The 26,230-nt window shown below is 71.9% G+C and carries 24 protein-coding genes; 15 read left to right on the forward strand and 9 right to left on the reverse strand.

All coding sequences use genetic code 11. The features are described from left to right. Positions 1-6 precede the first annotated feature (6 nt). Positions 7-438, forward strand: coding sequence for a hypothetical protein (locus CP970_RS25335; protein WP_150493946.1), 432 nt, complete (start codon positions 7-9; stop codon positions 436-438). 281 nt (positions 439-719) lie between these two features. Here CP970_RS25335 and CP970_RS25340 read toward each other — a convergent pair whose 3' ends face one another. After that, positions 720-1,646 carry an NADP-dependent oxidoreductase gene (locus CP970_RS25340; protein WP_055548539.1) on the reverse strand — a complete coding sequence of 309 codons (927 nt, stop codon included), beginning with the start codon at positions 1,644-1,646 and terminating at the stop codon, positions 720-722. A gap of 132 nt (positions 1,647-1,778) precedes the next feature. On the opposite strand from CP970_RS25340, the gene CP970_RS25345 reads away from it, so the two are divergent. From CP970_RS25345 to CP970_RS25355, 3 genes are all read left to right on the forward strand, one after another. Beyond that, a complete protein-coding gene (locus tag CP970_RS25345; RefSeq protein ID WP_055548541.1) occupies positions 1,779-2,351 on the forward strand; it encodes a TetR/AcrR family transcriptional regulator in 573 nt (190 codons plus the stop codon). A gap of 87 nt (positions 2,352-2,438) precedes the next feature. After that, positions 2,439-2,900 carry a hypothetical protein gene (locus CP970_RS25350; RefSeq protein WP_055548543.1) on the forward strand — a complete coding sequence of 154 codons (462 nt, stop codon included), beginning with the start codon at positions 2,439-2,441 and terminating at the stop codon, positions 2,898-2,900. Between the two features lie 6 nt (positions 2,901-2,906). Next, positions 2,907-4,118 (forward strand): HAMP domain-containing sensor histidine kinase, encoded by a 1,212-nt coding sequence (locus CP970_RS25355; RefSeq protein ID WP_150493948.1) that lies wholly within the window; start codon positions 2,907-2,909, stop codon positions 4,116-4,118. A 226-nt stretch (positions 4,119-4,344) separates the two neighbouring features. On the opposite strand, the gene CP970_RS25360 is transcribed toward CP970_RS25355, so the two are convergent. After that, entirely contained in the window at positions 4,345-4,863 is a 519-nt protein-coding gene (locus tag CP970_RS25360) for a GNAT family N-acetyltransferase (protein WP_398655736.1), read from the reverse strand. A gap of 68 nt (positions 4,864-4,931) precedes the next feature. On the opposite strand from CP970_RS25360, the gene CP970_RS25365 reads away from it, so the two are divergent. Beyond that, positions 4,932-5,723 (forward strand): exodeoxyribonuclease III, encoded by a 792-nt coding sequence (locus CP970_RS25365; protein WP_055553047.1) that lies wholly within the window; start codon positions 4,932-4,934, stop codon positions 5,721-5,723. Between the two features lie 129 nt (positions 5,724-5,852). Beyond that, the gene (locus tag CP970_RS25370; protein ID WP_055553049.1) at positions 5,853-6,884 is read left to right on the forward strand and encodes a DUF6528 family protein; all 1,032 of its coding nucleotides are present in this window, start codon (positions 5,853-5,855) and stop codon (positions 6,882-6,884) included. Between the two features lie 79 nt (positions 6,885-6,963). On the opposite strand, the gene CP970_RS25375 is transcribed toward CP970_RS25370, so the two are convergent. Further along, positions 6,964-7,590, reverse strand: coding sequence for a MerR family transcriptional regulator (locus CP970_RS25375; RefSeq protein WP_055553050.1), 627 nt, complete (start codon positions 7,588-7,590; stop codon positions 6,964-6,966). A gap of 226 nt (positions 7,591-7,816) precedes the next feature. On the opposite strand from CP970_RS25375, the gene CP970_RS25380 reads away from it, so the two are divergent. Genes CP970_RS25380 through CP970_RS25390 form a run of 3 tightly spaced genes read left to right on the forward strand, consistent with a single transcriptional unit; the run spans position 7,817 to position 11,171 of the window. Beyond that, complete coding sequence (locus CP970_RS25380) at positions 7,817-9,361, forward strand: flavin-containing monooxygenase (RefSeq protein ID WP_055553051.1); 1,545 nt, start codon at positions 7,817-7,819, stop codon at positions 9,359-9,361. Further along, positions 9,358-10,296 (forward strand): alpha/beta fold hydrolase, encoded by a 939-nt coding sequence (locus CP970_RS25385; RefSeq protein WP_055553053.1) that lies wholly within the window; start codon positions 9,358-9,360, stop codon positions 10,294-10,296. Before CP970_RS25380 ends, CP970_RS25385 begins: the two co-directional genes overlap by 4 nt. Continuing rightward, entirely contained in the window at positions 10,293-11,171 is an 879-nt protein-coding gene (locus tag CP970_RS25390; protein ID WP_055553054.1) for an SDR family oxidoreductase, read from the forward strand. The genes CP970_RS25385 and CP970_RS25390 overlap by 4 nt, the downstream gene beginning before the upstream one ends. A 320-nt stretch (positions 11,172-11,491) precedes the next feature. Here CP970_RS25390 and CP970_RS25395 read toward each other — a convergent pair whose 3' ends face one another. Both CP970_RS25395 and CP970_RS25400 read right to left on the reverse strand, forming a co-directional pair. Next, entirely contained in the window at positions 11,492-11,698 is a 207-nt protein-coding gene (locus tag CP970_RS25395) for a hypothetical protein (protein WP_150493950.1), read from the reverse strand. Between the two features lie 103 nt (positions 11,699-11,801). Next, a complete protein-coding gene (locus CP970_RS25400; protein WP_150493952.1) occupies positions 11,802-15,155 on the reverse strand; it encodes a S41 family peptidase in 3,354 nt (1,117 codons plus the stop codon). Positions 15,156-15,301: 146 nt separating this feature from the next. Here CP970_RS25400 and CP970_RS25405 point away from each other — a divergent pair, with 146 nt between their 5' ends. After that, the gene (locus CP970_RS25405) at positions 15,302-15,892 is read left to right on the forward strand and encodes a TetR/AcrR family transcriptional regulator (RefSeq protein WP_055551391.1); all 591 of its coding nucleotides are present in this window, start codon (positions 15,302-15,304) and stop codon (positions 15,890-15,892) included. A gap of 101 nt (positions 15,893-15,993) precedes the next feature. After that, entirely contained in the window at positions 15,994-18,234 is a 2,241-nt protein-coding gene (locus CP970_RS25410; RefSeq protein WP_055551389.1) for an MMPL family transporter, read from the forward strand. Between the two features lie 456 nt (positions 18,235-18,690). Here the strand turns inward: CP970_RS25410 and CP970_RS25415 are convergent, their stop codons facing one another. Then, positions 18,691-19,035, reverse strand: a complete 345-nt coding sequence (locus CP970_RS25415; RefSeq protein ID WP_055548209.1) for an SsgA family sporulation/cell division regulator — start codon at positions 19,033-19,035, stop codon at positions 18,691-18,693. Between the two features lie 214 nt (positions 19,036-19,249). On the opposite strand from CP970_RS25415, the gene CP970_RS25420 reads away from it, so the two are divergent. The 4 genes from CP970_RS25420 to CP970_RS25435 are packed head-to-tail and all read left to right on the forward strand — an operon-like array spanning position 19,250 to position 23,079. Further along, a complete protein-coding gene (locus tag CP970_RS25420; protein ID WP_055548207.1) occupies positions 19,250-20,305 on the forward strand; it encodes an energy-coupling factor ABC transporter permease in 1,056 nt (351 codons plus the stop codon). 1 nt (position 20,306) lies between these two features. Beyond that, positions 20,307-21,068: a cobalt ECF transporter T component CbiQ gene (gene cbiQ / locus CP970_RS25425; RefSeq protein WP_055548205.1), complete on the forward strand. Its 762-nt coding sequence runs from the start codon at positions 20,307-20,309 to the stop codon at positions 21,066-21,068. Further along, positions 21,056-21,829, forward strand: a complete 774-nt coding sequence (locus CP970_RS25430; protein ID WP_055548203.1) for an energy-coupling factor ABC transporter ATP-binding protein — start codon at positions 21,056-21,058, stop codon at positions 21,827-21,829. The genes cbiQ and CP970_RS25430 overlap by 13 nt, the downstream gene beginning before the upstream one ends. Positions 21,830-21,864: 35 nt before the next feature. Continuing rightward, positions 21,865-23,079 carry a serine hydrolase domain-containing protein gene (locus CP970_RS25435; protein ID WP_150493954.1) on the forward strand — a complete coding sequence of 405 codons (1,215 nt, stop codon included), beginning with the start codon at positions 21,865-21,867 and terminating at the stop codon, positions 23,077-23,079. On the opposite strand, the gene CP970_RS25440 is transcribed toward CP970_RS25435, so the two are convergent. The 3 genes from CP970_RS25440 to CP970_RS25450 all read right to left on the reverse strand — a co-directional run bounded on the left by CP970_RS25440 (position 23,024) and on the right by CP970_RS25450 (position 25,929). Beyond that, positions 23,024-24,307: an MFS transporter gene (locus tag CP970_RS25440; protein WP_398656975.1), complete on the reverse strand. Its 1,284-nt coding sequence runs from the start codon at positions 24,305-24,307 to the stop codon at positions 23,024-23,026. The genes CP970_RS25435 and CP970_RS25440 overlap by 56 nt on opposite strands. 276 nt (positions 24,308-24,583) lie before the next feature. Beyond that, complete coding sequence (locus CP970_RS25445; RefSeq protein ID WP_055554245.1) at positions 24,584-25,435, reverse strand: DMT family transporter; 852 nt, start codon at positions 25,433-25,435, stop codon at positions 24,584-24,586. Continuing rightward, the gene (locus CP970_RS25450) at positions 25,432-25,929 is read right to left on the reverse strand and encodes a YbaK/EbsC family protein (protein ID WP_055554243.1); all 498 of its coding nucleotides are present in this window, start codon (positions 25,927-25,929) and stop codon (positions 25,432-25,434) included. The genes CP970_RS25445 and CP970_RS25450 overlap by 4 nt, the downstream gene beginning before the upstream one ends. Between the last annotated feature and the right edge of the window lie 301 nt (positions 25,930-26,230).

The raw sequence follows: 26,230 nt of genomic DNA on the forward strand, positions 1-26,230 counted from the left end.
AAGCTCATGGCTCTGTTGGTGTCGGCCGGCGTGCTGGCCGCCTGCTCCGGCAGTCCAGGGGGCCATCAGGACTCACGGGATCCTTCGGCGCGGGACATCGTCGGCACCTGGCGTGCCGCGGACGGCAGGACTGCCGAGTTCAGCGAGGACGGATCCGTGATCCTGCGGAACATCCCCTGCACGGAGGTGCTGCCCGGCTCGAGCGGCCCGGGGGTCGCCGCCCCGGGTCAGCCCCTGCAGGGGAAATGGAAGGTCAGAACTCCCCGGATGGGAGGTGCGCGCTGGGTCGGATTCGACCTCGCCCCGGGCCCGTGCGGCAACACTGGCCCCAGTGAGAGCGGGTTCTACATCAGTCAAGAGACGCGCGATCTGATCCTGCATCTGAGGGACCCGGATATGACCAACGAGGACCTGGACTTCTCCAAGCAGAAGGCCTGATGGTTAAGTCATCTGTGAGCGTTCCCGCCGGAGCTTCCGGCGGGAACTTTCGCATGCCACCCACTCGGCGTACGTGACGAGGGACTCCGAGTTCAAACATCGACCCATATTGCTACGCCCCGCGCGCTGATCTGCCGTTCTGGAGCAACGGGTAATAAGTTAACTCGCAGCGTGGAGACCTGCTCTGCACAACTGTTCTTGAGTTAGCTCAGGAGTAGTTGACGAGATCCTGTCCGATCGGAAGATCGGGCAGGATCTTCGTCGTTTCCGGGGTGCGGGGATCAGGGCACGGTGATGACGATCTTGCCGCGTGCCCGGCCCGTGGCGCTCGTGTCGTGGGCCGCGGCGGTTTCCGCGAGGGGGAACACGGCGTGGAGCGGGACGGTGAGGCGGCCGTGGTCGGCCAGGTCGGTGGCCAGGGGGAGGCCTGCCCAGCCCGGGGACTCTCCCGCTTCGGAGCGGGAGAAGCGCACGCCGTGTCGCTCGGCGTCGAAGTCGGCGATGGTGACCACGCGTTGTGGGTCACCGGCGATGGTCACCAGGTCGGCGAGGGAGCCCTTGCCCGCCGCGTCCAGCACCACGTCGATGCCGTGCGGGGCCAGGGGGGCTATGCGGTCGGCAAGACCCGCCCCGTAGGTGACCGGTGCGACGCCGAGCCGGGAGAGGAAGTCGTGGTTGCCCTCGCTCGCGGTGCCGATCACGGTGAGGCCGCGGGCCAGGGCGAGTTGTGCGGTGATGGTGCCGACGCCTCCGGCGGCGCCCTCGATCAGTAGCGTCATGCCGTCGGAGGCTTCCAGTGCTTCCAGTACGCGCATGGCGGTGTCGATGTTGCCCGCGGCGCCGCCCGCTTCCTCGTAGGACCATGAGCGGGGCTTGGGTGCCCATGCCTCCAGCACGGCGTACTGGGCCGCGGCGCCGCCCTGGTCCGCGAACGGTACGAGGCCGAAGACCTCGTCCCCCACGGCGGTGCCGGTGACCCCCTCGCCGACCTCGTCGACGATTCCCGCGGCATCCACGCCGGGGGTGTGGGGGAGGGGCAGCGGGACGATGTCGCGGAGTCTCCCTGAACGCAGGTACCAGTCGGCGGGGGTGACGCCCGTGGCGCGCACCGCGATGCGGACCTGGCCGGGGCCGGCGTGCGGCTCCGCGACCTCCTCCATGTGCAGGACGTCGGAACCGCCGTAGCGGTGGTATCGGATGGCGAGCATGGGCAATCTCCTTGTGCGTGGCGGCCGTTGGAGGGGGAGGAGGGGGTGGTCGCTCCCCCCGGTCATCGACCGTAACACTAACCGTTATTGTTTCGTGGTTGTTGCTCCTTCGGATTTGGTAGTGTCAGCGGCATGACCGTGCCGACCGGACGTCGCGAGCGCAAGAAGGCCGCCACCCGCCAGAAGATCGCCGACGCCGCCATGCGGCTCTTCCTGGAGCGGGGATACGACGCGGTGGGCATCCGCGACGTGGCCGCCGAGGCCGACGTGGCCGTCACCACGCTCTTCTCCCACTTCGCCTCCAAAGAGGCCCTGGTGTTCGAGCAGGACGCCGACTTCCAGCAACGCCTCACGCGGGCGGTCGCCGATCGCGCCCCGGACGAGCCGCTCATCCCCGCGCTGCGCCGCGAGATCCACGCCATGGTCCGGCACTGCACGGCGGACGGAACCGCCCCGGTCTACCGCATGATCGACGAGTCCCGTGCCCTGCGGGAGTACGAGGAGTCGATGCGGGTGCGCTACGCGGACTCGCTGGCGGCGGCCATCGCCGCCGATCCCGTCCTGGCGGCCCGGACCACGACGGCCTGCCGGACGATCGCGAGGTTCGTGGTCGACGCCTATGCGCTGGCCCGCGAGGCGGACGATCCGCAGGCCGCCGTGGACGAGGTCTTCCGGATGGTCGAGGCGGCGTGGGAGGCCGCCTGAGCGCCGGGGTGCCCCACCAGGGCTCCGCGGCAGCCGCGTGACAGCTGTTCAAAGTGTCCTTTATGCGGGGCTGGATACATTTGATCCATGTTCCGGCCCTTGAAGAACCCCGCCGTCGTCTGCGGCTCCGCGTTGGCCGCCGTGCTGGTCGGTGGCTGTGCCGGGCCCGAAGGGCTGCGGGTCGAGGGGTCCGCGCTGCAGCCGTCGAAGGTGACGGGGCCCGTCTACGTGGCCGACGCGATGGGGCAGCCGTTGCGGCGGCCGACCTCCGTCGGGCTCACCGAGTTCGTCACCGTGACGGGGCTGAGCTGGCGGGACTGGGGCGGGCCGACCGCGCGGGCGACCGGCAGGCTGGGCGGCGAGTGGTGTCTGCCGGGCTGCGCCGACAAGCCGTACGAGGCGACGCTGACGCTCAGCGGTCTTGAGCGCCAGGAGCGGGTGGCGTACTACCGGCGGGCGACCGTCGAGCCGAAGAAGCCCGAGGAGCTGCCCGCGGCGGCGGTGAACGTGCAGTTCCAGGGCATCCGGCTGTCCGTCCCGGAGTTCTGAGCCGGTATGGGACTGCGTACCAAGATTGGTATCGCCATCGCGGGCACCGCTGCCGTGGTGTCCGTGGTGATGGGGCTCCTCGTGCATCACCGCACCGTCGACGCCCAGTTCGCGAGCGCCCGCAGCCAGATCGGGGACCGGCTGCAGACCGCGGTGCAGGACCACGCGGCGGGGATCGACGGTGACCGGACGCTGGTCGATCCGCTCGATCTGCCGAAGCCGCTCGCCGACGCGGTCGCGGACGGGAGCTGGGGCGTCTATCTGGACCGGAGCGGGCAGGTGCCGCAGATGTGGGCGGCGAGCAAGTACCGCAAGGAGGTCGTGGCGCTCAAACAGCCCTACGGCAGGGAGGCCGATGCCGTACGCGACCTGGACCGGGTGCTGTGGATCTCCGGTGGCATCGGGACCGCGCTCGCGTGTGTGGCGGGGCTGCTCGTCGCGACGCGGCTCGGGCGGCGGCTCACCGCGAAGGCGGGCGCGGCGCGGCGCATCGCCGACGGGGATCTCACCGCACGCCTTCCGCTGCACGGCAAGGACGAGATCACCCAGCTCGCGGCCGCGGTGAACACCATGGCGGACGCGCTCGCCGCACGGCTGCAGGCCGAGCGTGAGGTCACGGCGAACATCGCGCACGAGCTGCGGACGCCGGTGGCGGGCATGGTGACGGCGGCGGGGCTACTGCCGCCGGGGCGCCCGTCGGAGCTGGTGCGGGAGTCGGCGCGGCGGTTGCGGGGGCTGGTCGACGACGTCATCGAGGTGGCCCGCCTCGACGGGGCGGCCGAGCGGCTCGTGGTGGAGGAGTGCGAACTGGGGGCGCTGGCGCGGAGGTCGGTGGGGGCCGCCGGGGCCGCGGGGGCGGCCGGTGTGACGGTTGAGGTGGTACGTGACGTACGCGTCGAGACCGATCCTCGGCGGGTGGAACGGGTCCTGGCCAATCTCGTCAGCAACGCGCTGCGGCACGGGGCCGCGCCGGTGACCGTCGAAGTCGACGGCGGGGTGGTGCGGGTGCGGGATTCCGGGGGCGGTTTTCCGCCGGGGCTGCTCTCCGGGGGGCCGCAGCGGTTCCGCAGCGGGCGGCAGGGGGTGGGGCTCGGCCTCGGACTGACCATCGCGCAGGGGCAGGCGAAGGTTCTTGGCGGGCGGCTGCGCTTTGCCAACGGGGTGGCGGGGGGTGCGGTGGCTGAGCTTGATCTGCGATCTGCCGTGCGGAGGGCTTGAGCGAGTTCCGTTGGCCTCTGCGGGGGCGTTGTGGCTGGGCGCGCAGTTCCCCGCGCCCCTTGCGGGGCGGTAGTGGCTGTTCTCTGCGGGGGCGTTGTGGCTGGGCGCGCAGTTCCCCGCGCCCCTTGCGGGGCGGTAGTGGCTGTTCTCTGCGGGGGCGTTGTGGCTGGGCGCGCAGTTCCCCGCGCCCCTTACGGGGCGGAGTTCTCCGCGCCCCCTTACGGGGCTACAGCGGCTTCACGTAGCAGAGGCTCAAGTCGTCGAAGCGGTAGTGGCCGAACTTCTGGGCCGCGGGGACGTAGCCGCTGGAGAGGTAGAGCTCGACCGCCTCCGGCTGCTTCGTGCCGGTTTCCAGGACCATGCGGTGGCGGCCCGCCGCCTTCGCGTCCTCCTCCAGGACGGCGAGTATGCGGCGGGCGAGGCCCAGGCCGCGGGCCTCGGGGGTGACGTACATGCGCTTCAGTTCCGCGTCGCCGTCCGCGTAGCCCGACTCGTTCTCGTCCTGGGAGCGCCAGCCGCCCGTGGCCAGGGGCGTGCCCCGCTCGTCGTACGCGATGACGTAGAGGCCGCGCGGGGCCTCGAACATGGTCGCGTCGAGCGGTGTGACGTCGCCCTCGTCGCCGTACCGCTCCGCATATTCGAGCTGGACGCGGTCGTTCAGGGCCATGGCGTCCGGGTGCGCGAAGGTGACCGTGCGCAGGTGGATGGCGGCGGGGGCGGTGTGCGTGGAGTTCTGGATAGACATGCGGAGTATCGTACTTCTATGCGGTGTCGGACGGGTGCTGTCGTCCAGTGTGCCGGTATCGTGCCGGGATGCTCACTGTGACTTCCGTGAATGTGAACGGGCTGCGCGCGGCCGCCAAGAAGGGCTTCGTGGAGTGGCTCGCCGAGACCTCGGCCGATGTCCTGTGCCTTCAGGAGGTGCGCGCCGAGGAGAAGCAGCTGCCGGACGAGGTGCGCGACCCCGAGGGCTGGCACGTCGTGCACGCGCCCGCCGCCGCGAAGGGGCGCGCGGGAGTCTCGCTCTATACGCGCCGTGAGCCGGACCGGGTGCGGGTCGGCTTCGGGTCGGAGGAGTTCGACGGCAGCGGGCGGTACGTGGAGGCCGATCTGCCGGGCGTCACCGTCGCCAGCCTGTACCTCCCCTCCGGCGAGGTCGGCACCGAGCGGCAGGACGAGAAGATCCGGTTCATGGCGGAGTTCCTCGTGTACCTGAAGGGGCTCAAGGCGCGGGCCGCCGCCGAGGGACGGCACGTCGTCGTCTGCGGCGACTGGAACATCGCCCACCAAGAGGCCGACCTCAAGAACTGGAAGGGCAACAAGAAGAACTCCGGCTTCCTGCCCGAGGAGCGGGCCTGGCTCGACGAGGTCTTCGAGGAGTACGAGGACGTCGTGCGCGCGCGGCACCCCGATGTCGAGGGCCCCTATTCGTGGTGGTCCTACCGTGGGCGCGCCTTCGACAACGACACGGGCTGGCGCATCGACTACCACGTCGCGACGGCCGGGCTCGCCGGGCGCGCGGTGAAGGCGTACGTCGAGCGGGCCGCGACCCACGCCGAGCGGTGGAGCGACCACGCGCCGGTGACCGTGGTCTACGACCTGTAGGGGCACCCGCCCGCGAGGGTGGGCGGGTGGTCACAAAGTCCGGCGCAGGGCTGTCCCGGGCCCGTACGGCATGGCAGATTGCGGTCGCGTACATGACCACCAACTGTCGACCGTGCGGGGGGACTTCGCATGACCATCGCCATGCCGTCCAGGCGTGCCGTTCTGCTGGGGGCGGCGGGGGCCGCGGGCGCCGGGGCCGCCGCGGCGCTGCCCGCCGCGTGGGCGTCCGCCGCCGACGGGATTCCCCAGGGCACGCCGCCGGTCCTGCTCACCGAGCAGGCCACCAGACGCATCCTCGTGCTCGACCCGCGGCGGCGCACCTGGGATCCGGCCGTCGATCCGTCCGTCGTGAAGTGGCAGTTCTCGCCGCTCGGCGACCGGCGGTACGCGGATCTGCGGCCGGACGTGAGCTGGGTGTACCCGAGCGAGGCCAAGGTGCGCAGGCTCCGGGGGCGTACGTACGTCCTGACGACGGCGTCGTTCGGGTTCGTGGCGGTCGTGGAGCATCCGACCGGGCGCCGGTACTGGGGCACGGCGATCGGGCCCGGCGACGATCTCTTCAATCCGCACAGCGCGGAGATCCTGCCGGACGGCAACGTGGCCGTCGCGTGCAGCACGGGCGCGCGGGTGCGGCTGTACGCGGCGTCGGGAGGACCGCACGCCACGCGGTACGCCGAGGCGGAGCTCAAGGGCGCGCACGGGCTGCACTGGGACGGCGCGCGCAAGGTGCTCTGGGCCCTCGGTGACGACGAGTTGGTGACCTACGCGGTGGGCGGCACGGCCGCGCGGCCCACGCTCACGCGGCGCTCGGCGGTCGGTCTGCCGGTCGGCACGCCGGGCCGCACTCCCGGCGGGCACGACCTCTTCCCGGTGGCGGGGCGGCCCGGACGGCTCTGGGTGACGACCAACGCCGCCGTGTTCCAGTACGAGAAGCGGGGCGGGACCTTCGTGCAGGACTTCGCGGGGCACGAGGTGATCTCCCGGAAGTCGGTGAAGGCCGTCGGGAACGATCCGCGCACCGGGCAGGTCCTCAGCACCGTGCCGGAGGGCGGCCTCGGTGAGACCTGGTGGACGACGACGGTGAGCGTGCACCGGCCCGCCAGCGCGTACAAGCTGGTCAACGGCGGTATCTACAAGGCGCGTTGGTGGCTGCCCGCCTGAGCGGGCGGTGCGTCAGGCTGGGTGGGTGGGTGGTGCGTCAGGCTGGGTGGGCGTGCGTCAGGCTGAGTGGGCGGGTGCGTCAGGTCTGGTTGAGGCGGCGGTCAAGCGCCATCGAGAGTTCCGCCTCCACCACGCTCTTGGCGACCGGGCGCAGCTCCTCGATCTCCAGCTCCGCGGTGTCCGGGGTGTGCGTGCGCAGCACCGTGATGAACAACTCGGCGAGCGCGTCCGCGTGTTCGCGCACGCGCTCGCCCGCCTCCAGGACCGCGGCCAGCGGAACTCCCTTGCGTACGAGGGTGGATGACGCGTCGAGCAGTCGGCGGCTGATGTGCACGATCTCGTCGCCGTCGGTGCCGAGGTAGCCGAGGTCCATGGCGGCCGCGAGGTTCTCCGGGGTGACCTCGCCCGCGAAGTGGTCGGCGAGTTCCTCGGGGGTGAGGCGGACCGGCTGTTCCTCGGTGGACTCGCCGAAGCCGAGGAGTTCGCCGACGTCGCGGCCCTTGTCGAAGGCGTCGGAGAGCTCGGCGATGCCGTTCAGGGTGTGGCCGCGCTCCAGGAGTGCGGCGATGGTGCGGAGCCTGGCCAGGTGGTGCGCGTCGTACCAGGCGATGCGGCCCTCGCGGCGGGGCGGCGGGATGAGGCCGCGCTCGCGGTAGAAGCGCACGGTGCGCACGGTGATCCCGGCCTCCTCGGCCAGTTCCTCCATGCGGTACTCGCGTACGTCACCGGCCGGTGTGCTCCCGCTTCCGCCCGATCCGCCCGTTCCGCCTTCTCGTTGGTCTGCCACGTGGGAAGCCTATCCGGGTGGTGGTCGGTGGTACCGCCGGTAACTTTCCTCTACCCGACCCCTACCCATGAGTACGCGACTGGCTTAGTCTCCAATTGCGCCAGTGACTACTGGCAGGGTTCGGGTACTTCCGGGAGGCGGCGGAATGACAGAGCACGAGCACGTACGGGTGGCGGTGATCGGATCCGGCTTCGGTGGCCTCGGTGCCGCCGTGCGGCTGCGCCGCGAGGGCATCACCGACTTCGTCGTCCTGGAGCGGGCCGGTGCGGTGGGCGGCACCTGGCGGGACAACAGCTACCCGGGCTGCGCCTGCGACGTGCCCTCGCACCTGTACTCGTTCTCCTTCGCGCCCAACCCGGACTGGCCGCGCACCTTCTCCGGCCAGGAGCACATCCACGACTACCTGGAACACGTCGCCGACACCTTCCGGCTGCGCCCGCACATCCGCCTCAACTCCGAGGTGAAGCTGATGCGTTGGGACTCGGGCGAGCTGCGTTGGGAGATCGAGACCAGCAACGGCACGCTCACCGCCGACGTCGTCGTCTCCGCCACCGGGCCGCTCTCCGACCCCAAGATCCCGGACATCCCCGGCATCGACACCTTCCCCGGCAAGGTCTTCCACTCGGCCCGCTGGGACCACGACTACGACCTGCGCGGCAAGCGCGTCGCGATGATCGGCACCGGGGCATCGGCGATCCAGATCGTGCCCGCCATCCAGCGCGAGGTCGGGAAGCTGACCCTCTTCCAGCGCACGCCCCCGTGGGTCATGCCGCGCGCCGACCGCGCCATCAGCGGTGCCGAGCGCTGGCTGCACAAGCAGCTGCCGTTCACCACCCAGGCCCGGCGCGGCATCCTGTGGGGCATCAGGGAGTTGCAGGTCCAGGCGTTCACCAAGCGGCCCAACGAGCTCGGCATGGTCGAGCGGATCGCCAAGCGGAACATGTACCGGGCGATCAAGGACCCGGTCCTGCGGGACAAGCTGACGCCGACGTACCGCATCGGCTGCAAGCGCATCCTGCTCTCCAACACGTACTATCCGGCGCTCGCCAAGCCCAACGTCGACGTCGTCGCCAGCGGCCTCAGCGAGGTGCGAGGCAACACGCTCGTCGCCTCCGACGGCACCGAGACCGAGGTCGACGCGATCGTCTTCGGTACCGGCTTCCACGTCACGGACATGCCCATCGCCGACCGGGTCGTCGGCGACGAGGGCCACACCCTCATGGAGACGTGGAAGGACGGCATGAAGTCGCTGCGCGGCGCGACCGCGGCGGGCTTCCCCAACTGGATGACGATCATCGGCCCGAACACCGGGCTCGGGAACTCCTCCATGATCCTGATGATCGAGTCCCAGCTGAACTACCTCGCCGACTACATGCGGCAGTTGGACGTCCTCGGCGGGCGCGCCGCGCTCGCCCCGCGGCCCAGCGCGGTCGGCGCCTGGAACCGGCGGGTGCAGGAGCGGATGAAGCGCACCGTGTGGAACACCGGCGGCTGCAACAGCTGGTACCTCGACGAGAACGGGGTCAACACGACGGTCTGGCCGGGCACCACCACCGAGTTCAGGGCCGCCACGCGGCGGGTCGACCTCTCCGAGTACGAGGTGCTGCGGGCGCCCGATCCCGTCGAGGCGGCACCGGCTCCCCGTACCAGGAAGAAGCCCGGGACCAAGAAGGTCGAGGCCGGGGCATGAGCCGCCTCACGCACGTGGTCGACGGGCCCTACGCGCCGCCCGCCGCCGCCCGCGAACTGACCGCCGTCTCCGCCGACGGCGCCCGCCTCCACGTCGAGGTGCACGGGCCCGACGACGCGCCCGCCGTGGTGCTCGCGCACGGCTGGACCTGCTCGACCGCCTTCTGGGCCGCGCAGATCAGGGCGCTCGGCGCCGACCATCGCGTCATCGCGTACGACCAGCGGGGACACGGCCGCAGTGCCGCGCCCGCCGACCCCGACGGCTACAGCACGCGGGCGCTCGCCGACGACCTCGAAGCGGTGCTCGCCGCGACGCTCGCGCCCGGCGAGCGGGCCGTGATCGCCGGGCACTCCATGGGCGGCATGACGGTGATGGCCGCGGGCGGCCGGGCCGGGTTCCAGGAGCACGTCGCCGCCGTTCTGCTGTGCAGTACGGGAAGTTCGTCCCTGGTCGCCGAATCGCGCGTGGTGCCGTTGCGGGCCGGGCGGCTGCGGACCCGGCTCACCCGCTCCGTGCTCGGGTCGCGGGCGCCGCTCGGGCCCGTCACCGGGCCTGCCAGGCGGATCCTCAAGTACGCCACGATGGGGCCCGGTTCGGCGCCGGACAAGGTCGAGGCGTGCGCGCGGATCGTGCACGCGTGTCCCCGGGACGTCAGGTACGGGTGGTCGCACGTACTGGACGAACTTCAACTCGACGTCGAGGTCGGCGAGTTGCGGGTGCCGACCGCTGTCGTCGCCGGTACCGCCGACCGGCTCACGCCCGTCGTGCACGCGCGGCGGATCGCGGCCGCGCTGCCCGAGTGCCTGGGGCTCACCGAGCTGGCCGGGGTCGGGCACATGACGCCCGTGGAGGCGCCGGACGCCGTCACGGAGCGGATCAGGGGCCTCGTCGCTACGTACGTGCGGGTCAACTCGGAGATGGGGGAGGGCGCATGAGCAGGGTCAGCCTGGAAGGACAGGTCGCGGTCGTCACGGGTGCGGCGCGCGGAGTCGGGGAACTGCTCGCGCGCAAGCTGTCGGCGCGGGGCGCCAAGGTCGCGCTCGTCGGCCTGGAGCCGGACGAACTCAAGCAGGTGTCGGAGCGGCTGCACAACGAGAGCGACCACTGGCACGCGGACGTCACCGACCACGTGGCGATGGCGCGTGTCGCGCAGGAGGTCAAGGAGCGCTTCGGGAAGGTCGACATCGTCGTCGCCAACGCGGGTGTCGCCAGTGGCGGTCCCTTCCTGGACTCCGATCCCGACGCGTGGCGCCGCGTCATAGAGGTCAACCTGATAGGCAGCGCGGTCACGGGCCGCGCGTTCCTGCCGGTCCTCATGGAGAGCCGCGGCTACCTGCTGCAGATCGCCTCGCTGGCGGCGATCACGCCCGCGCCGATGATGACCGCGTACTGCGCGTCCAAGTCGGGCGTCGAGGCGTTCGCGCATTCGTTGCGGGCCGAGGTCGGGTACAAGGGCGTGAAGGTCGGTGTCGGGTACCTGTCCTGGACGGATACGGACATGGTGCGGGGGGCCGATCAGGACGACGTGATGCGGGAGTTGCGGCAGCGCCTTCCGTGGCCGTCCAACAAGACGTACCCGCTGGGTCCCGCGGTCGACCGGATCGTCGCCGGGATCGAGCGGCGCTCCAGCCATGTGTACGCGCAGTGGTGGCTGCGGGGGATGCAGGGCATCCGTGGGTACCTGCCCTCGGTCATCGGCTCCGTCGGCCAACGGGAGATGCGGCGCTTCGAGCCGCGCCTCGGGACGGTGTCGACGGGGCTTGTGGGGGCGGGTGGGTCGGCGGACGAGAGGGCGCGAACGGGGGCCTGACCCTGGGCGGGTCTGTGCCTTGGGTTCGGCCCCGGGCTGTGTCCGCCTGCCACGGGTGGATGCCCTGGTCATCGTCCCTCGGCACCGGAGGCTGTGCCCACCCGTGCCGCCCAGCGGCACGATTGCCCACAGCGGCGCGGCCCCGCCCCACAGCCGAAGCCAAGGCGGGTTGTTCCTACAGGGGCGGTCCGTCGCGGAGATTCGGGTGGGCGGGTGGGGACGCATCCGCCGCGAAGCGGCGGTTATGGGGGGCGCGGGCCACGGGGAAGAGGCCCGCCCGGCGTCCCGGGGGGCCTCTCCTGGTCAAGCACAGCGCAGCGTCAGGCGTCGTAGTCCTGGTTGAACTTGTCCTGCTGCTCCTGCGCCGCGTCCCGGGCCTGGTCCGGAGCCTGCGAGGCGCGCTCGCTCGCTTCGTCCTGGGCCTGCGCGCCGCGCTCGCTCGCCTCGTCCTTGGCGCCGCCCATGGCGCTCTTCGCCTTGTCGGCGAGGTCGTTGGCCTTGTCCTGGAACTGGTCCTTGATGCCCATGCGATTCACTCCCGTTGTTGGGTGGGGGATTGGGCCTCGACCAGACTTACATGGGCGGACACGCCTCGCATTTCGATCATGCATGGGGGCGTGTGCGCGCAGGTCAGGTGCGTGGGGGGAGCTTCGGGCGGCGTCTGTCGGGGACGTTCGAGTAGCCGGGCGGGGTCGCTGCCGGACTTTCCGTGAGGAGACGCAGCGCGACCCTTACCGCGTCGTCCAGTTGGGCATGTCGGCCCTCCGCCCAGTCGAGCGGGGTGCGCAGGGCCTCGATGTCGGGGGTGACGCCGTGGTTCTCCACGGACCAGCCGTACGCGTCGAACCAGCCCGCGTTCATCGGCACGGTGATGACGGTTCCGTCGCCGAGCGTGTGCCGTCCTGTCATGCCGACCACGCCGCCCCAGGTGCGCTGGCCGACGACCGGGCCGAGTCCGAGGAGCTTGAACGCCGCCGTGATCATGTCGCCGTCGGAGGACGTCGCCTCGTCGGCCAGGGCCACCACGGGGCCGCGGGGCGCGTTCGAGGCGTACGACACCGGTTGGGCGTTCCGTGTCAGGTCCCAGCCGAGGATCTTGCGCGTGAGCTTCTCCACGACCAGTTCGCTGATGTGGCCGCCCGCGTTGCCCCGTACGTCGACGATCAGGGCCGGGCGCGACACCTCCAGGCGCAGGTCCCTGTTGAACTGTGCCCAGCCCGAGCCGCCCATGTCGGGGATGTGCAGATAGCCGCACTTGCCGCCGCTCAACTCCCGTACGACCTCGCGGCGTTTGGCCACCCAGTCCTGGTAGCGCAGGGGGCGTTCGTTGATCAGGGGGACGACCGCGACGCGGCGGGCCCTGCCCTCGCCCTCCGCGGGCTTGAAGGTGAGCTCGACCGTGGTGCCGCCCGCCGCGGAGAGCAGGGGGTAGGGGCCGGTCACCGGGTCGACCGTGCGGCCGTCGATGTGCGTGAGGACCGCGCCCTCGCGGATGCCCGCACCGGCCAGCGGGGAGCGGGCCTTGGAGTCGGAGGAGTCGCCGGGCAGGATCCGTTTGACCATCCAGCCCTCGTCCCGGTGGACGAGGTTGGCGCCGAGGAGGCCCATCGCGCGCTGGTAGTGGGGCGGTCCCTCGTTGCGGCGGGCCGCGGAGACGTACGCGTGGGAGGTGCCGAGCTCACCCAGGACCTCGCGCAGGAGGTCGGCGAACTCGTCGGGGGACGCGACGCGTTCGACCAGGGGGCGGTACTGCGCGAGCACCGCGTCCCAGTCGATGCCGCACATCCCCGGTTCCCAGAAGTAGGCGCGGATGATGCGGCCCGCCTCGTCGTACGCCTGGCTCCACTCGGCGGCCGGGTCGACCTCGTGCAGGATGCGGCGCAGGTCGATCCAGACGGTGGTGTCGCCGTCGCCCTGCTCAGTGGAGGGCACGGCGCTCAGGTCGCCCTCGTCGACGACCACGAGCCGCGAGCCGTCGCCGCTGAGCGCGAACCAGTCCAGGTGGTCGACGAGTTGGGACTTCTTGGCCTTGGTGATGTTGAAGTATTCGAGGGTGGGGCGGCCCGAGGTGTCGGCCGGGTTGGCGAAGGTCTCGCCGAGCGCGCCGGAGATGGGCCAGCGCAGCCAGACCAGGCCGCCGCCGCTGACGGGGTGCAGCGCCGAGTACTTGGAGGCGGAGACGGGGAAGGGCGTGACGCGTGCCTCCAGGCCCTCGACCTCCACCGTCGTCGTGCCGTCGCCCCCGCCGCCGTCGGCCGGGTCGAGGCCGCCCGCGGCGGGGCGTCCGTCGGGCAGGAGGGCGAAGGGGGAGGGGGTCGCCGAGGAGAGGGGTACGAGGTAGGGGCGGCAGCCGAGGGGGAAGGACAGGTCGCCGGTGTGCACGTCGTAGACGGGGTCGAAGCCGCGCCAGGAGAGGAAGGCGAGGTAGCGGCCGTCGCGGGTGAAGACCGGGTTCTCGTCCTCGAAGCGGCCGTTGGTGACGTCGATGACGGTGCGGGCGCCAGGGCCCTCGATGCGGGCCAGTTTGATCTGGCGCAAGGAGCGGCCGATGCCCGGGTGCGACCAGGTGAGCCAGTTGCCGTCGGGGGAGAAGGCGAGGTCGCGCACGGGCCCGTTGATGGACCGGATCAGCTCGGTGACCTCGCCGTCGGCGACCTCACCGGTGGTGTCCTCGGTGTCCGTGGCGGCGGCCGCCTCGTCGGACACGGTGATGAGGAGGAGACGGCCGTCGTTGGACGCGATGGCGAGGCGTTCGCCGTTGGGCGAGGCGACCAGTTCCTGGACGCGGCCGAGCGCGCCGCTCGCGAGTCTGCGCGGCGCGCGGTCGCCGCTGGCGCGCGGCAGGTAGGCGATCTCGACGGCGTCCTCGCCCTCGGCGTCGGTGACGTAGGCGACCTGGCCGCCGGTGCCGAGCATCTCGGGCAGGCGTACGCGGACGCCGGGGGTGTCGCTGATGGTGCGGGCCGGGCCGTCGCGGTGCGTCAGCCAGTAGAGACTGCCGCGTACGACGACGGCGCTCGCGCGGCCGGTGGTGTCCACGGAGAGCGCGTCGACGTGCTGCGCGGCCGGGACCTGGTAGACGCGCCGACCTGCCCGCGGCCCGCCGAGCCGCACGTCGAGGCGGCGCGGCACGGAGTCCGCCGCGAGGTCGTCGACCAGCCAGATCTCGCCCGCGCACTGGTAGACGACGCGGGTGCCGTCGCTGGCGGCGTACCGGGCGTAGAAGGCGTCGTGGTCGGTGTGGCGCCGCAGGTCGGTGCCGTCGGGCCGACAGGAGTAGAGGTTGCCGACGCCCTCGTGGTCGGAGAGGAAGGCGATGCGTCCGGACACGAACATGGGGGAGTCCAGATGGCCTTCGAGGCCGTCGAGCAGCTGTTCGCCGTGCAGCCACAGGCGGCCGGTGGCCCCGCCTCGATAGCGCTTCCAGGCGGCGGGCTCGTGCGGTGGTTTGCCGGTCAGGAGCAGCGTCCTGCGCTCGCTCTCGCCGTCGGCCCCGGCATCGGCATCGGTGACCGCGATGTCGTAGACCGGGCCCCAGGGCAGTTTGCCGCCGGGGGAGCCGTCGGTGGGCACGCTGTAGGCCCAGCAGAAGTAGGAGAAGGGCTGGCCGTGCGAGGAGACGGCGAGGATGTCGCCGTCGGGTGACCAGCCGCAGACCCGGGTGTCGGTGCTGCCCCAGTAGGTCAGGCGCCGCGACGGGCCGCCGCACACGGGGGCGAGGTGGATCTCCGGGTCGAGGCTGCGCCAGGTCGTGTACGCGATGTGGCGGCCGTCGGGCGAGAAGCGCGGGTGACTCACCTTGGTGCGGTCGGCGGTGAGCCGCCAGGCCCGGCCGGCGGGGGCGCCCTCGGGGGTGAGGGGGGCCACCCAGAGGTCGTCCTCGGCGGCGAAGCAGAGGCGGTCGCCGCTGAGGTGCGGAAAGCGCAGGTAGGCGTGGTCGTCCGGGGTGCTGGCGTCCTGGTGGTCGTCGCGTGCGTCGGTCACCTCCCCATGCTTTTCCGCCCGGCGGGCCCCGGCAACTTGTGGCGCAGCACACGTACGAAACGGTTTCGTTTCGCTAAGGAGGGGGCGTACAGTCGACGCGTACGAAACCGTTTCGTTCAGGAGTAGCAGGAGTAGGAGGTGGATCCATGACTGAGGCGGCAACGACGCGGCGCAGCAGGATCACGCCCGAGCGCGAGGCCGAGCTGTACGAGGCCGTGCTCGACCTGCTCCGCGAGGTCGGGTACGAGGCGCTCACCATGGACGCCGTCGCCGCCCGCACCCGGTCGAGCAAGGCCACCCTCTACCGCCAGTGGGGGAGCAAGCCGGAGCTGATCGCCAAGGCGCTGCGGCACAACAAGCCGACGTCGCTCGACGAGATCGACACCGGCTCGCTGCGCGGCGACATCCACGCGATGATGGCGCGCTCGGACGACTGCCAGATGGACAGGGACGCCGCGCTGATGCGGGGTCTCTTCCACGCCATCCACGGGAACGCCGAACTGCACCAGGCCTTGCGGCAGTTGCTCATCGAGCCCGAGCTCGACCATCTGAACACGCTGCTGCGCAGAGCCGTGGACCGCGGCGAAGTGGCCGCGGACAACCCGGCACTCGACTTCGTCATCCACATGCTGGTCGGCGGTTTCGTCGCCCGTGACCTCATCGAGGACCGCACGGTCGACCGTGAGTTCCTCACCTCCTACATCGACGCCGTGATCCTCCCCGCTCTCGGCATCTGACCCCACTCCTCCCCCTCTCCACCTGACGCGACCGCTCACGTCGTCGGGCTGATCCCTCCTGCCCAATCCGGACACCACGACCTGACCGGGAGTACGCCCCCGTGGCCACATTTCTCTACAAACTCGGCAAACTCGCCTTCCGGCGACGCCATTTCGTCGCCCTGATATGGGTGGCGCTCCTGACGCTCGCCGGGGTCGGCGCCGCGTCCGCGCCCACCGCCGCGTCCAGCTCGTTCTCGATCCCGGGCACCGAGGCGCAGAAGGCCTTCGACCTGCTGGAGAAGCGCGCCCCCGAGGCCAGCGCCGACGGGGCGAGCGCCCGGGTCGTCTTCAAGGCGCCGGACGGCCAGAAGGTCACCGACAAGGCCAACAAGGCCGAGATCGAGAAGACCGTCGGCGCCCTCAAGTCGGGCTCGGACCAAGTGGCCCGCGCGGACGACCCGTTCAAGGCCAAGACGGTCAGCAAGGACGGTTCCACGGCGTACGCGGCGGTCTCGTACAAGGTCACCTCGATGGAGCTGACCGACGACGACCGCGACGCGCTGGAGAAGACCACCGACAAGGCGCGCGAGTCCGGGCTCACGGTCGAGGTCGGCGGTGACGCGCTGCAGGCCATGCCCGAGACCGGGTCCACCGAGATCATCGGCATCGCGGTCGCGGCGGTCGTCCTCGTCATCACCTTCGGCTCGCTGATCGCGGCCGGGCTTCCGCTGCTCACCGCGCTGATCGGCGTCGGGATCGGCGTCTCGTCCATCACGGCGCTCGCCGACGCGCTCGACCTCGGCACCACCACGTCGACGCTCGCGATGATGATCGGCCTCGCGGTCGGCATCGACTACGCGCTCTTCATCGTCTCGCGCTACCGCGGTGAACTCGCCGACGGACGCGACCGCGAGGAGGCGGCGGGCCGCGCCGTGGGCACCGCGGGATCCGCGGTCGTCTTCGCCGGACTCACCGTGGTCATCGCGCTGGTCGGCCTGGCCGTCGTCAACATCCCGATGCTGACGAAGATGGGCTTCGCGGCGGCGGGCACGGTCGTCATCGCCGTCCTCATCGCGCTCACGCTCATCCCCGCGCTGCTCGGCTACGCGGGCAAGCGGGTCATGCCGACGGGCGAGAAGAGCAGGCTGTTCGGCGGCGGCAGGAAGAAGGCCGCCGACGCCTCCGGTGCGGAGAAGCCCAACATGGGCACGCGCTGGGCCCGCTTCGTGGTCCGCCGCCCCGTCGCGGTGCTGCTCGTCGGCATCGTGGGTCTGGGCGCCGCGGCGATCCCCGTCTCGCAGCTGGAGCTGGGCCTGCCCGACGACGGCGCGCAGCCGACGTCCACGACCCAGCGCAAGGCGTACGACCTGGTCTCCGACGGCTTCGGGCCCGGCTTCAACGGTCCGCTGATGGTCGTCGGTGACCTCAAGGGCGCGGACGATCCGAAGGCCGCGGCCCAGCAGATCCAGAAGAAGATCTCCGGCCTCGACGACGTCCTGACGGTCGCCCCGCCGATGCTCACCAAGGCGGGCGACACCGCGATCATCAGCGTCGTGCCGTCCTCCAAGCCCAGCGGCATCGAGACCGAGGACCTGGTCCACTCGATCCGCGACACCGGCTCGACGATCAAGTCCGACACCGGCGCCGACATCATGGTCACCGGCACCACGGCCATGAACATCGACGTCTCGCAGAAGCTGAACGACGCGCTGCTGCCTTACCTGGCACTGGTCGTCGGCCTCGCCTTCCTCCTCCTGATCGTCGTCTTCCGCTCGATCCTGGTCCCGCTCAAGGCGGCGCTCGGCTTCCTGCTCTCGGTCCTGGCGGCCCTCGGCGCGGTCGTCGCGGTCTTCCAGTGGGGCTGGCTCGGCTCGCTCTTCGGGGTGGAGCAGACGGGTCCGATCATGTCGATGATGCCGATCTTCATGGTGGGCGTCGTCTTCGGCCTGGCGATGGACTACGAGGTCTTCCTCGTGACGCGCATGCGTGAGGCGTACGTCCACGGCGAGCGCCCGGGCCAGGCGGTCATCACCGGCTTCCGGCACGGCGCCCGGGTGGTCTCGGCGGCGGCGGTCATCATGATCGCGGTCTTCGCGGGCTTCATCGGTTCGTCCGAACAGATGGTCAAGATGATCGGCTTCGGCCTGGCGATCGCGGTCTTCTTCGACGCGTTCGTGGTCCGCATGGCACTGGTCCCCGCGGTGCTCGCACTGCTCGGAAAGAAGGCGTGGTGGCTCCCGAAGTGGCTGGACCGCGCACTCCCGAACGTGGACGTCGAGGGCGAGGGCCTGCGCACGGAGGAGGAGAAGGCGGCCTCGGCGCAGGGCCCCGACGCGGACCGAGAGCTGGCACGGGTCTGACCTGAGGTCCCGGCGGCGGGGCGGCGAGCGGGCAGATGCCCGCCGCCGCCCCGCCGTCATTGCGGGGCGCCCCGTCAGGGGCGAGGTGTGGGTCCCCGTCAGTGGTGCGGGGAGCAGGTGCAGCCCCGGCGGGGTCTGGTGCGTGCCCCGTTAGGGGCGCGGGGAACTGCGCGCTCAGCGCGGGGCGGCGCGCGCACGGAGAGCGAGGTGTGGGTCCTCGTCAGTGGTGCGGGGAGCAGGTGCAGCCCCGGCGGGGTCTGGTGCGTGCCCCGTTAGGGGCGCGGGGAACTGCGCGCGCGTGAAGAACGAGGTGCGGGGAACTGCGCGCCCAGCGCGGGGCGGCGCGCGCGTGAAGAACGAGGCGCGGGGAACTGCGCGCCCAGCGCAAGGCGGCGCGCGCGAAGAACGATGCGGGCGTCCCCGCGGGCGCAGCCCCGGCGCGGGCCGGGGCCGGAGTCACCGCGTAACCGCCGAGGCCGTCGCGTGCGTGCGGCGCAAGAAGCGGATCAGCGCCGACGCGTCGAACTGGACCACCGTCACCCCGTCCCGTTCGTGGAACTCCACGATCGTCTGGACCCGGCCGCACGGCCATACGTGGACGCCCCCGACCGCGGTCGGCGCCCGCAGGCCCTGTTCGAGGAGCTGCCGGGCGAAGACCCGGTCGTGTGAGCCGGGGAGGCCGATCCGTACGGCGTGCGGGTCGGCCTCCGGGTCGTAGCGCAGGACGACGGGGACGGCGCGGTGGCCCTCGGAGGAGTCCGTGACGAGATGGGCGCGGGCGTACTGCTCGACTGCGGACATCGCGGAACTCCTCATCCGTGCGGGCACTTCACTCACCAATGTCCCATATGTGCGGTAATTCGCCGCCGCCGGGCTTTGCCTTATCGGAACCGACGCGCTCTTGCAAGCCATTTGCAACAAGCCACATCATGGGACGGTCCCCACCGCGCGGCCCGCACCTGACCGGGTCGCGCGAGATCAGCCCTGCCCAGGGCGCCTGCCCAGGAGCGCACGCATGCATGTCCCCGACGGATTCATCAACGCCCCCGTCTCGGCGGTCGCCGGGGTCGTCGCCGCCGGAGCCGTCGCCGTCAGCCTCAAAGGCGCCCGCCGCGAACTGGACGAGAAGACCGCACCGCTCGCCGGTCTCGTCGCGGCCTTCATCTTCGCCGTGCAGATGCTCAACTTCCCCGTCGCGGCCGGGACCAGCGGACACCTGCTCGGCGGCGCGCTCGCCGCGATCCTCGTCGGCCCCTACACGGGCGTCCTCTGCGTCTCCGTCGTCCTGCTCATGCAGGGCGTGCTCTTCGCGGACGGCGGCCTGACCGCGCTCGGCGTGAACATCTCCGACATGGCGATCGTCACCACCGTCGTCGCCTACCTGGTCTTCCGCGGCCTGGTGAAGGTGCTCCCCAAGAAGCGCCGCTCGATCACCGTCGCCTCCTTCACCGCCGCGCTGCTCTCCGTGCCCGCGGCCGCCGTCGCCTTCACCTTCATGTACGCCGTCGGCGGTACGACCGACGTCTCCATCGGCAAGGTCGCCACCGCGATGGTCGGCGTCCACGTCCTCATCGGCATCGGCGAGGCCGCGATCACCGCGCTGACCGTCGGCGCGGTCATCGCCGTACGGCCCGACCTCGTGTACGGGGCCCGCGGCCTGACCCAGCCGCTGAAGCTGCGCGTCGGCGGCGAGCTGGTGGACGCCCCCGCCGCCGAGCCCGCCCCCGTCGCCGCGCGCTCCACCCGCAAGGTGTGGATCGCGGGCATCGTCACCTCCCTCGTCCTCGCGGGCTTCGTCAGCTTCTACGCCTCCGCGAACCCCGACGGCCTGGAGAAGGTCGCCCACGACAAGGGCATCGACAAGGAGGCAGAGGAGCACGCCTCCGCCGACTCCCCGCTCGCCGACTACGGCGTCAAGGACATCACCGACGCCCGGCTCTCCGGCGGCCTCGCGGGCATCATCGGCGTGGGCGTGACAGTCGTCGCGGGCAGCGCCGTCTTCTGGGCGCTGCGCCGCCGCCGTACGAGCGACTCCTCCGCGACCGCCGTCCCGGAATCGGAACAGGTCTGACATGGGAGCGGGCCACGCCCACCGGCTCTACCGGCACGGCCACTCACCGGTGCACGCGCTGCCGCCGCACACCAAGCTCGCGGCGGTCCTCTGCTTCGTGATCGTCGTGGTCTCCACGCCGCGCGAGGCGATGTGGGCCTTCGGGCTCTACGCGGCGCTGCTCGGCGTGGTCGCGTACGCCGCCCGCGTCCCTGCCGGGTTCCTCCTCAAGCGGCTGCTCATCGAGATCCCGTTCGTGGCGTTCGCGGTGCTCATGCCGTTCGTCGCGCAGGGCGAACGCGTCGACGTGCTCGGCCTCTCCCTGAGCGTCAACGGCCTCTGGGGCGCCTGGAACGTCCTTGCCAAGGGGACGCTCGGCGTCGCGGCGTCCGTGCTGCTCGCCTCCACCACGGAGCTGCGCGAACTCCTGCTCGGGCTCCAGCGCCTCAAGCTGCCGCCGCTGCTCGTCCAGATCGCCTCCTTCATGATCCGGTACGGCGACGTGATCACCGACGAGATGCGCCGCATGAAGATCGCCAGGGAGTCGCGCGGCTTCGAGGCGCGCGGCGTGCGCCAGTGGGGCGTGCTCGCCAAGTCCGCGGGGGCGCTCTTCATCCGCTCGTACGAGAGGGGGGAGCGGGTGCACCTGGCCATGGTCAGCCGGGGTTACGCGGGGTCGATGCCGGTCATCGACGACATCACCGCGTCCCGCGCCCAGTGGACGTACGCGCTGGCCCTGCCCCTGACCGCCCTCGTCGTATGCCTGTTGGGATGGACCCTGTGACCGCCACCACCGCCCCCGCGTCCCTCGACGTCTCGGGCCTCGCCTTCGCCTACCCCGACGGGCACCAGGCCCTCTTCGGCGTCGACTTCACCGTCGGCCGCGGCGAGCGCGTCGCCCTGCTCGGCCCGAACGGCGCGGGCAAGACGACGCTCGTCCTGCACCTCAACGGCATCCTGACCGGCGGCGCGGGCACGGTCACCGTCGCGGGGCTGCCCGTCGGCAAGAAGCACATGGCCGAGATCAGGCGCAGGGTCGGCATCGTCTTCCAGGACCCGGACGACCAGCTGTTCATGCCGACGGTGCGCGAGGACGTCGCCTTCGGGCCCGCGGCGGCCGGGATGCGCGGACCCGAGCTGGCGGCGCGGGTCATGAAGGCGCTGGGGCAGGTCGGCATGGCCGAGTTCGCGGAACGCCCGCCGCACCACCTGTCGTTCGGGCAGCGGCGCAGGGTCGCGGTCGCGACCGTGCTCGCCATGGAGCCGGAGATCCTCGTCCTCGACGAGCCGTCGTCCAACCTCGACCCGGCGTCCCGCCGTGAACTGGCCGACATCTTGCGCTCGTTGGACGTGACCGTCCTGATGGTCACGCACGACCTGCCGTACGCACTCGAACTCTGCCCCCGTGCCCTGATCCTCAGCGAGGGCGTGATCGCGGCCGACGGTGCGACGGGCGAGCTGCTCGCCGACGAGGACCTGATGGGCGCGCACCGGCTCGAACTGCCCTTCGGCTTCGATCCGAAGTCGGTGAAGGCGGGGAGCTAGGGAATCGTCGGTCGGGTGTGGCTGTTGGCCTTGTCATGGACGACGTCATAGGTGGAGTGCACGGTACGGCGGTCGCCGGATTCGAGGCGGTCAGGGACGCGTTCGTCCGCAACTTCGCCGAGCGCGGGGAGCGCGGCGCCGCCGTCACGGTGTACCGGGACGGGCACAAGGTCGTGGACCTGTGGGGTGGCACGAAGGACGTCGAAGGGGCCGCGACCCGGGAACATGGCGTCGCGACCCGGGAACACGGCGTCGCCCCCTGGGAACACGGCACCGCGCAGATCGTCCGCTCGGCGACCAAGGGCGTGGCGGCCGCCGCGCTGCTCCTGCTGCACCAGCGCGGGGAGCTGGACCTGGCCGCTCCCGTCGGCGCGTACTGGCCGGAGTTCAAGGCGCGCGGCAAGGAGCACGTCCTGGTCCGGCACGTGCTCGCGCACCGCGCCGGGGTGCCCGCGCTCGACCGTCCGCTGACGCCCGCCGAGGCGCTCGACCCGGACCTCGCCGCCGCCGTGGTCGCCGCGCAGGCCCCGTTCTGGGAGCCGGGCACCGACCACGGCTACCACGCGCACACCTACAGCTGGCTCACCGGCGAACTGGTGCGGCGCGTGACGGGCAGGCCCGTCGGGGAGTGGATCGACGCAGAGATCGCGCGGCCGCTCGGGCTCGACCTCTGGGTCGGGCTCCCGGACGCGGCGGCGGCGCGGGCGGGCCGGGTGGGCCGGATCGAACCGCCCGACGCGGCGGGCGGCCTGCGGGTGCGGCCCAAGCGGAACGTGTCGGAGGCGTACGCCGACCCGCGGTCCCTGACCCGCCGTGCCTTCGAGGCCATCGACCCCGCCCCCGACGAGAACGACCCGGCGTACCGCGCGGCCGCCCTGCCCGCGTCCAACGGCATCGCCACGGCGGACGCCCTGGCCCGCTTCTACGCCGCTCTGATCGGCGAAGTGGACGGCGGCGCACGGCTGTTCACGCCGGAGACGGTCGATCTTGCGAGGACCGAGGCGGCCGCGGGCCCCGACCGTGTCCTGGTCGTGAACACCCGCTTCGGCCTCGGCTACATGCTGCACGGCGGCGCGTCCCCGCTGCTCGGCCCCGGCTCCTTCGGCCACCCGGGACGCGGCGGGGCGCTCGGCTTCGCCGATCCGGAGTCGGGGGTGGCCTTCGGGTACGTGACCAATGGGATGGCGAAGGGCGTCACCGCGGATCCGCGGGCCCAGGCGCTGGTGCGGGCGGTCCGGTCGGTGCTGTAGGTCCCCCGGGGCCCGTCAGCGTCCTGCCCAGGCGGGCCAGCGGCGACAGGGCCATCACGACCGGCGAGAGCAGCATCCCCGACGCCGCTGCCAGGAGCCCGGTGCGGAGCCCCCACTCCTGTGCGAGGAACCCGCCGAGGAGCGAGCCGAGCGGGGCGAGCCCCAGGCCGACGAACGTGATCGTCGCGGCCGCCCTGCCCTGCAGCCCGTCCGGCGTGACGGCCTGCCGGACGGCCATGACCGTGACGTTCACCAGCTGACCGAACGTACCGAAGACGACGTTGATCGCCACGAGGGCGGGGAGCGTCACCCCGGCGGGCCCGTGCAGCGCGGGCACGCACAGCAGCGCGCCGTCGCCGATCGCCGCCGATGCCACGAGCACCGGGCCGTGTCCGAACCGGCGCGGGAGCCGGGCGGCCAGCAGCGAGCCGATGAGCGCGCCGGGCCCTGTCGCCGCGAGCGCGAGGCCGACGGCGGCGCCCGACAGGTGCAGTTCGCGCGGCAGGAACAGCAGGTAGCAGGTCATCGTGGCCGCGAGGAAGAACTGGAACGCGGCCGACGCGAGGCCCACGGCACGCAGCGAGGCGTCACTCGCGACGAAGCGCACGCCCTCGTGGATCCGCCGCCGGACGCCGCCCTCGCGCGGCGCGTGCTCGGGGACCGGCTCGCTCCGCCGTATCCGCCGGATCGACAGGAAGGACAGCACGAAGAAGAGCGCGCTGGTCGCGGCGCCGACCGCGGCGGAGAGCGAGACGAGGACCCCGCCGAGCGCCGGGCCGCCGATCTGCGCGGCGGACCTGCTGCCTTCGAGCGCGCTGTTGCCCGGTACGAGCAGGTCGCGGTCCACGAGCCGTACGAGGGACGCCTGGTAGGCCACGTCGAAGAAGACCGAGAGGGACCCGACCGCGAAGGCGACCGCGCACAGCGTCGGCAGGCCGGGCCCGCCGAACAGACAGGCCACGGCGGCACCGCCGAGCGCGAGCGCCCGGCCCGCGTCCGCGAGGACCATGACGGTACGGGTGCGCCGGCGGTCCACCCACGCGCCGACGAGGAGCGAGAGCAGCAGGACCGGCGCCTGGCCCACGGCGCGCAGGGCGCCGAGCTGTCCCGCGTCGGCGCCGAGGGTGAGCACGGCGATCAGCGGAAGCACCATCAGGCCGGTGTGCTCGCCGAGTTGGGAGGCGGTCTGCCCGGCCCAGAGCGCGCGGAAGTCGCGGTCGCGCCACAGGGAGGGGGACGGGGAGGAGGGGGAGGAGGGGACTGGGGTCGGCACGGTGTGGTGATCCCTTGGGCGGACGGACGGCAGGGTACGAGACCCCGCCCGGCCCCGATGCGCCATGGGCGCAGGGGATTTCGGGCAGGGGAGGGCTCGCTGTGCCGCGTCTCAAGGGCGGCACGCGATGACGGGTCGATGGCGGGCCGATGACGGCCCTCGACGTCAGCGCGTGCTCGGACGACCGGGAATGACGCTCAACTCCTCGTAACTCAGGCTCACTTCGGACCATCATCCCGCGTGCAGCATCAGCCCGATCCCCGCCACCATCAGCCCCGCGGCGAGCAGCCGCGGCGCGCCGAACCGTTCCTTGAAGAAGATCGCTCCGATCGCGGCCCCGACGATGATCGAGGACTCCCGCAGCGCGGAGATCGGCGCGAGGTCCGCCTTCGTCTGGGCCCACAGGACCAGGCCGTACGCGGCGACGGAGAGCGCCGCGCCGAGCAGGCCGACGGCGGCGAACGGGCGGAGCTTGGTGACCAGTTCACCCCGCCAGCGGTAGGCGGCGTACAGCGGGACGGCGAGGCCCTCCAGGACCATCAGCCACGCGATGTACCCCATCGAGGATCCCGACGCGCGGACGCCGAGGCCGTCGACGACCGTGTACGCGGCGATGGAGACGCCCGTGGCGAGCGCGGCGCCGATGGCCGCCCAGTCGGGGCGGCGCCCCGTGCCCCGTATGCCCCACAGGGCGAGCCCGGTCAGGCCCGCGCAGGAGACCGCGACGCCCGCCGCCTGCCAGGCGTCGGGGATCTCGCCCGCGAAGACGGCGGCGAGGACGGTGACCACCAGCGGCGCGGTGCCGCGCGCGATGGGGTAGGCCTGGCCGAAGTCGCCGAGCTTGAACGACGTCATGAGCAGGGCGTAGTAGCCGACGTGGAGGGCGGCGGAGAGGATCAGATAGGGCCAGGCGGCCGCGTCGGGGACCGCGACGAAGGGGGCGAGCAGCAGGCCGATCAGGGTGCCGCCGCCGGATATGAGGGTGAAGCCGACGAGTTTGTCGGTGATGTGGTGGGCGATCGCGTTCCAGCACGCGTGGGTGACGGCGGCGAGCAGGACGGCCGCCGCGACCAGCGGGGTCACTTGGCGATCTCGCGCACGTCCACCAGGGCCCCGCCGGCGTGGGCGATCAGCGTCTTGGGTGCCATCGGGAAGACCGCGTAGGGCGTGCCCGCGGCGGCCCACACCACGTCGTGGCCGAGCAGGGAGCGGTCGGCGAGGACGCGGGTCTTCGTGGCGTGACCGAAGGGCGGTACGCCGCCGATGGCGTATCCGGTGGTCGCCCGGACGACGTCCGCCTTGGCCCGGGTGACCTTCTCGGCGCCGAGCTCGCGCCGCACCAGCTCCAGATCGACGCGCGAGGAGCCGTCCATCAGGACCAGGACGGGCACCCTGTCCGCCGCGAAGATCAACGACTTGCAGATCTGACTGAGCTCACAGCCGATGGCCGAGGCGGCCTCCTGCGCGGTACGGGTCTGCTCCGGAAACCGCCGGACCTCGGAGACGAGCTCGCCGAGGCCCAGTTCACTCAGGGCCTCGGCGAAACGGGGGTGGACGAAGGATTCAGTAGCGCTCATGCCCGGCACGCTAGCGGTCTGTGTACGGGGCACGCGACCATGTATCCGCATAGCGGACGGGGGCGTGCGGTCGAGCCCGTCGGGGCCTGGGCGGGCGGTGGCCCCTGCCCCCGGTGGGCGGCGGCGGCCTCCGGGGGCGGCCTCAGCCTCGGGCGAGCAGCGTCCTCAGCCTCCGGCAGGCTGCGGCCTCGAACCGTGGCGGGGCGGTCTCGGCCCTTGGGCGGGCGGTGGTCTCAGCTCCCGGCGGGCTGCAGTCTCGGACCCTGGCGGGCTGTGGCCTCGGACCCTGGCGGGTGGTGGC

The organism is Streptomyces kanamyceticus, from assembly GCF_008704495.1.
Taxonomy (GTDB): Bacteria; Actinomycetota; Actinomycetes; order Streptomycetales; family Streptomycetaceae; genus Streptomyces; species Streptomyces kanamyceticus.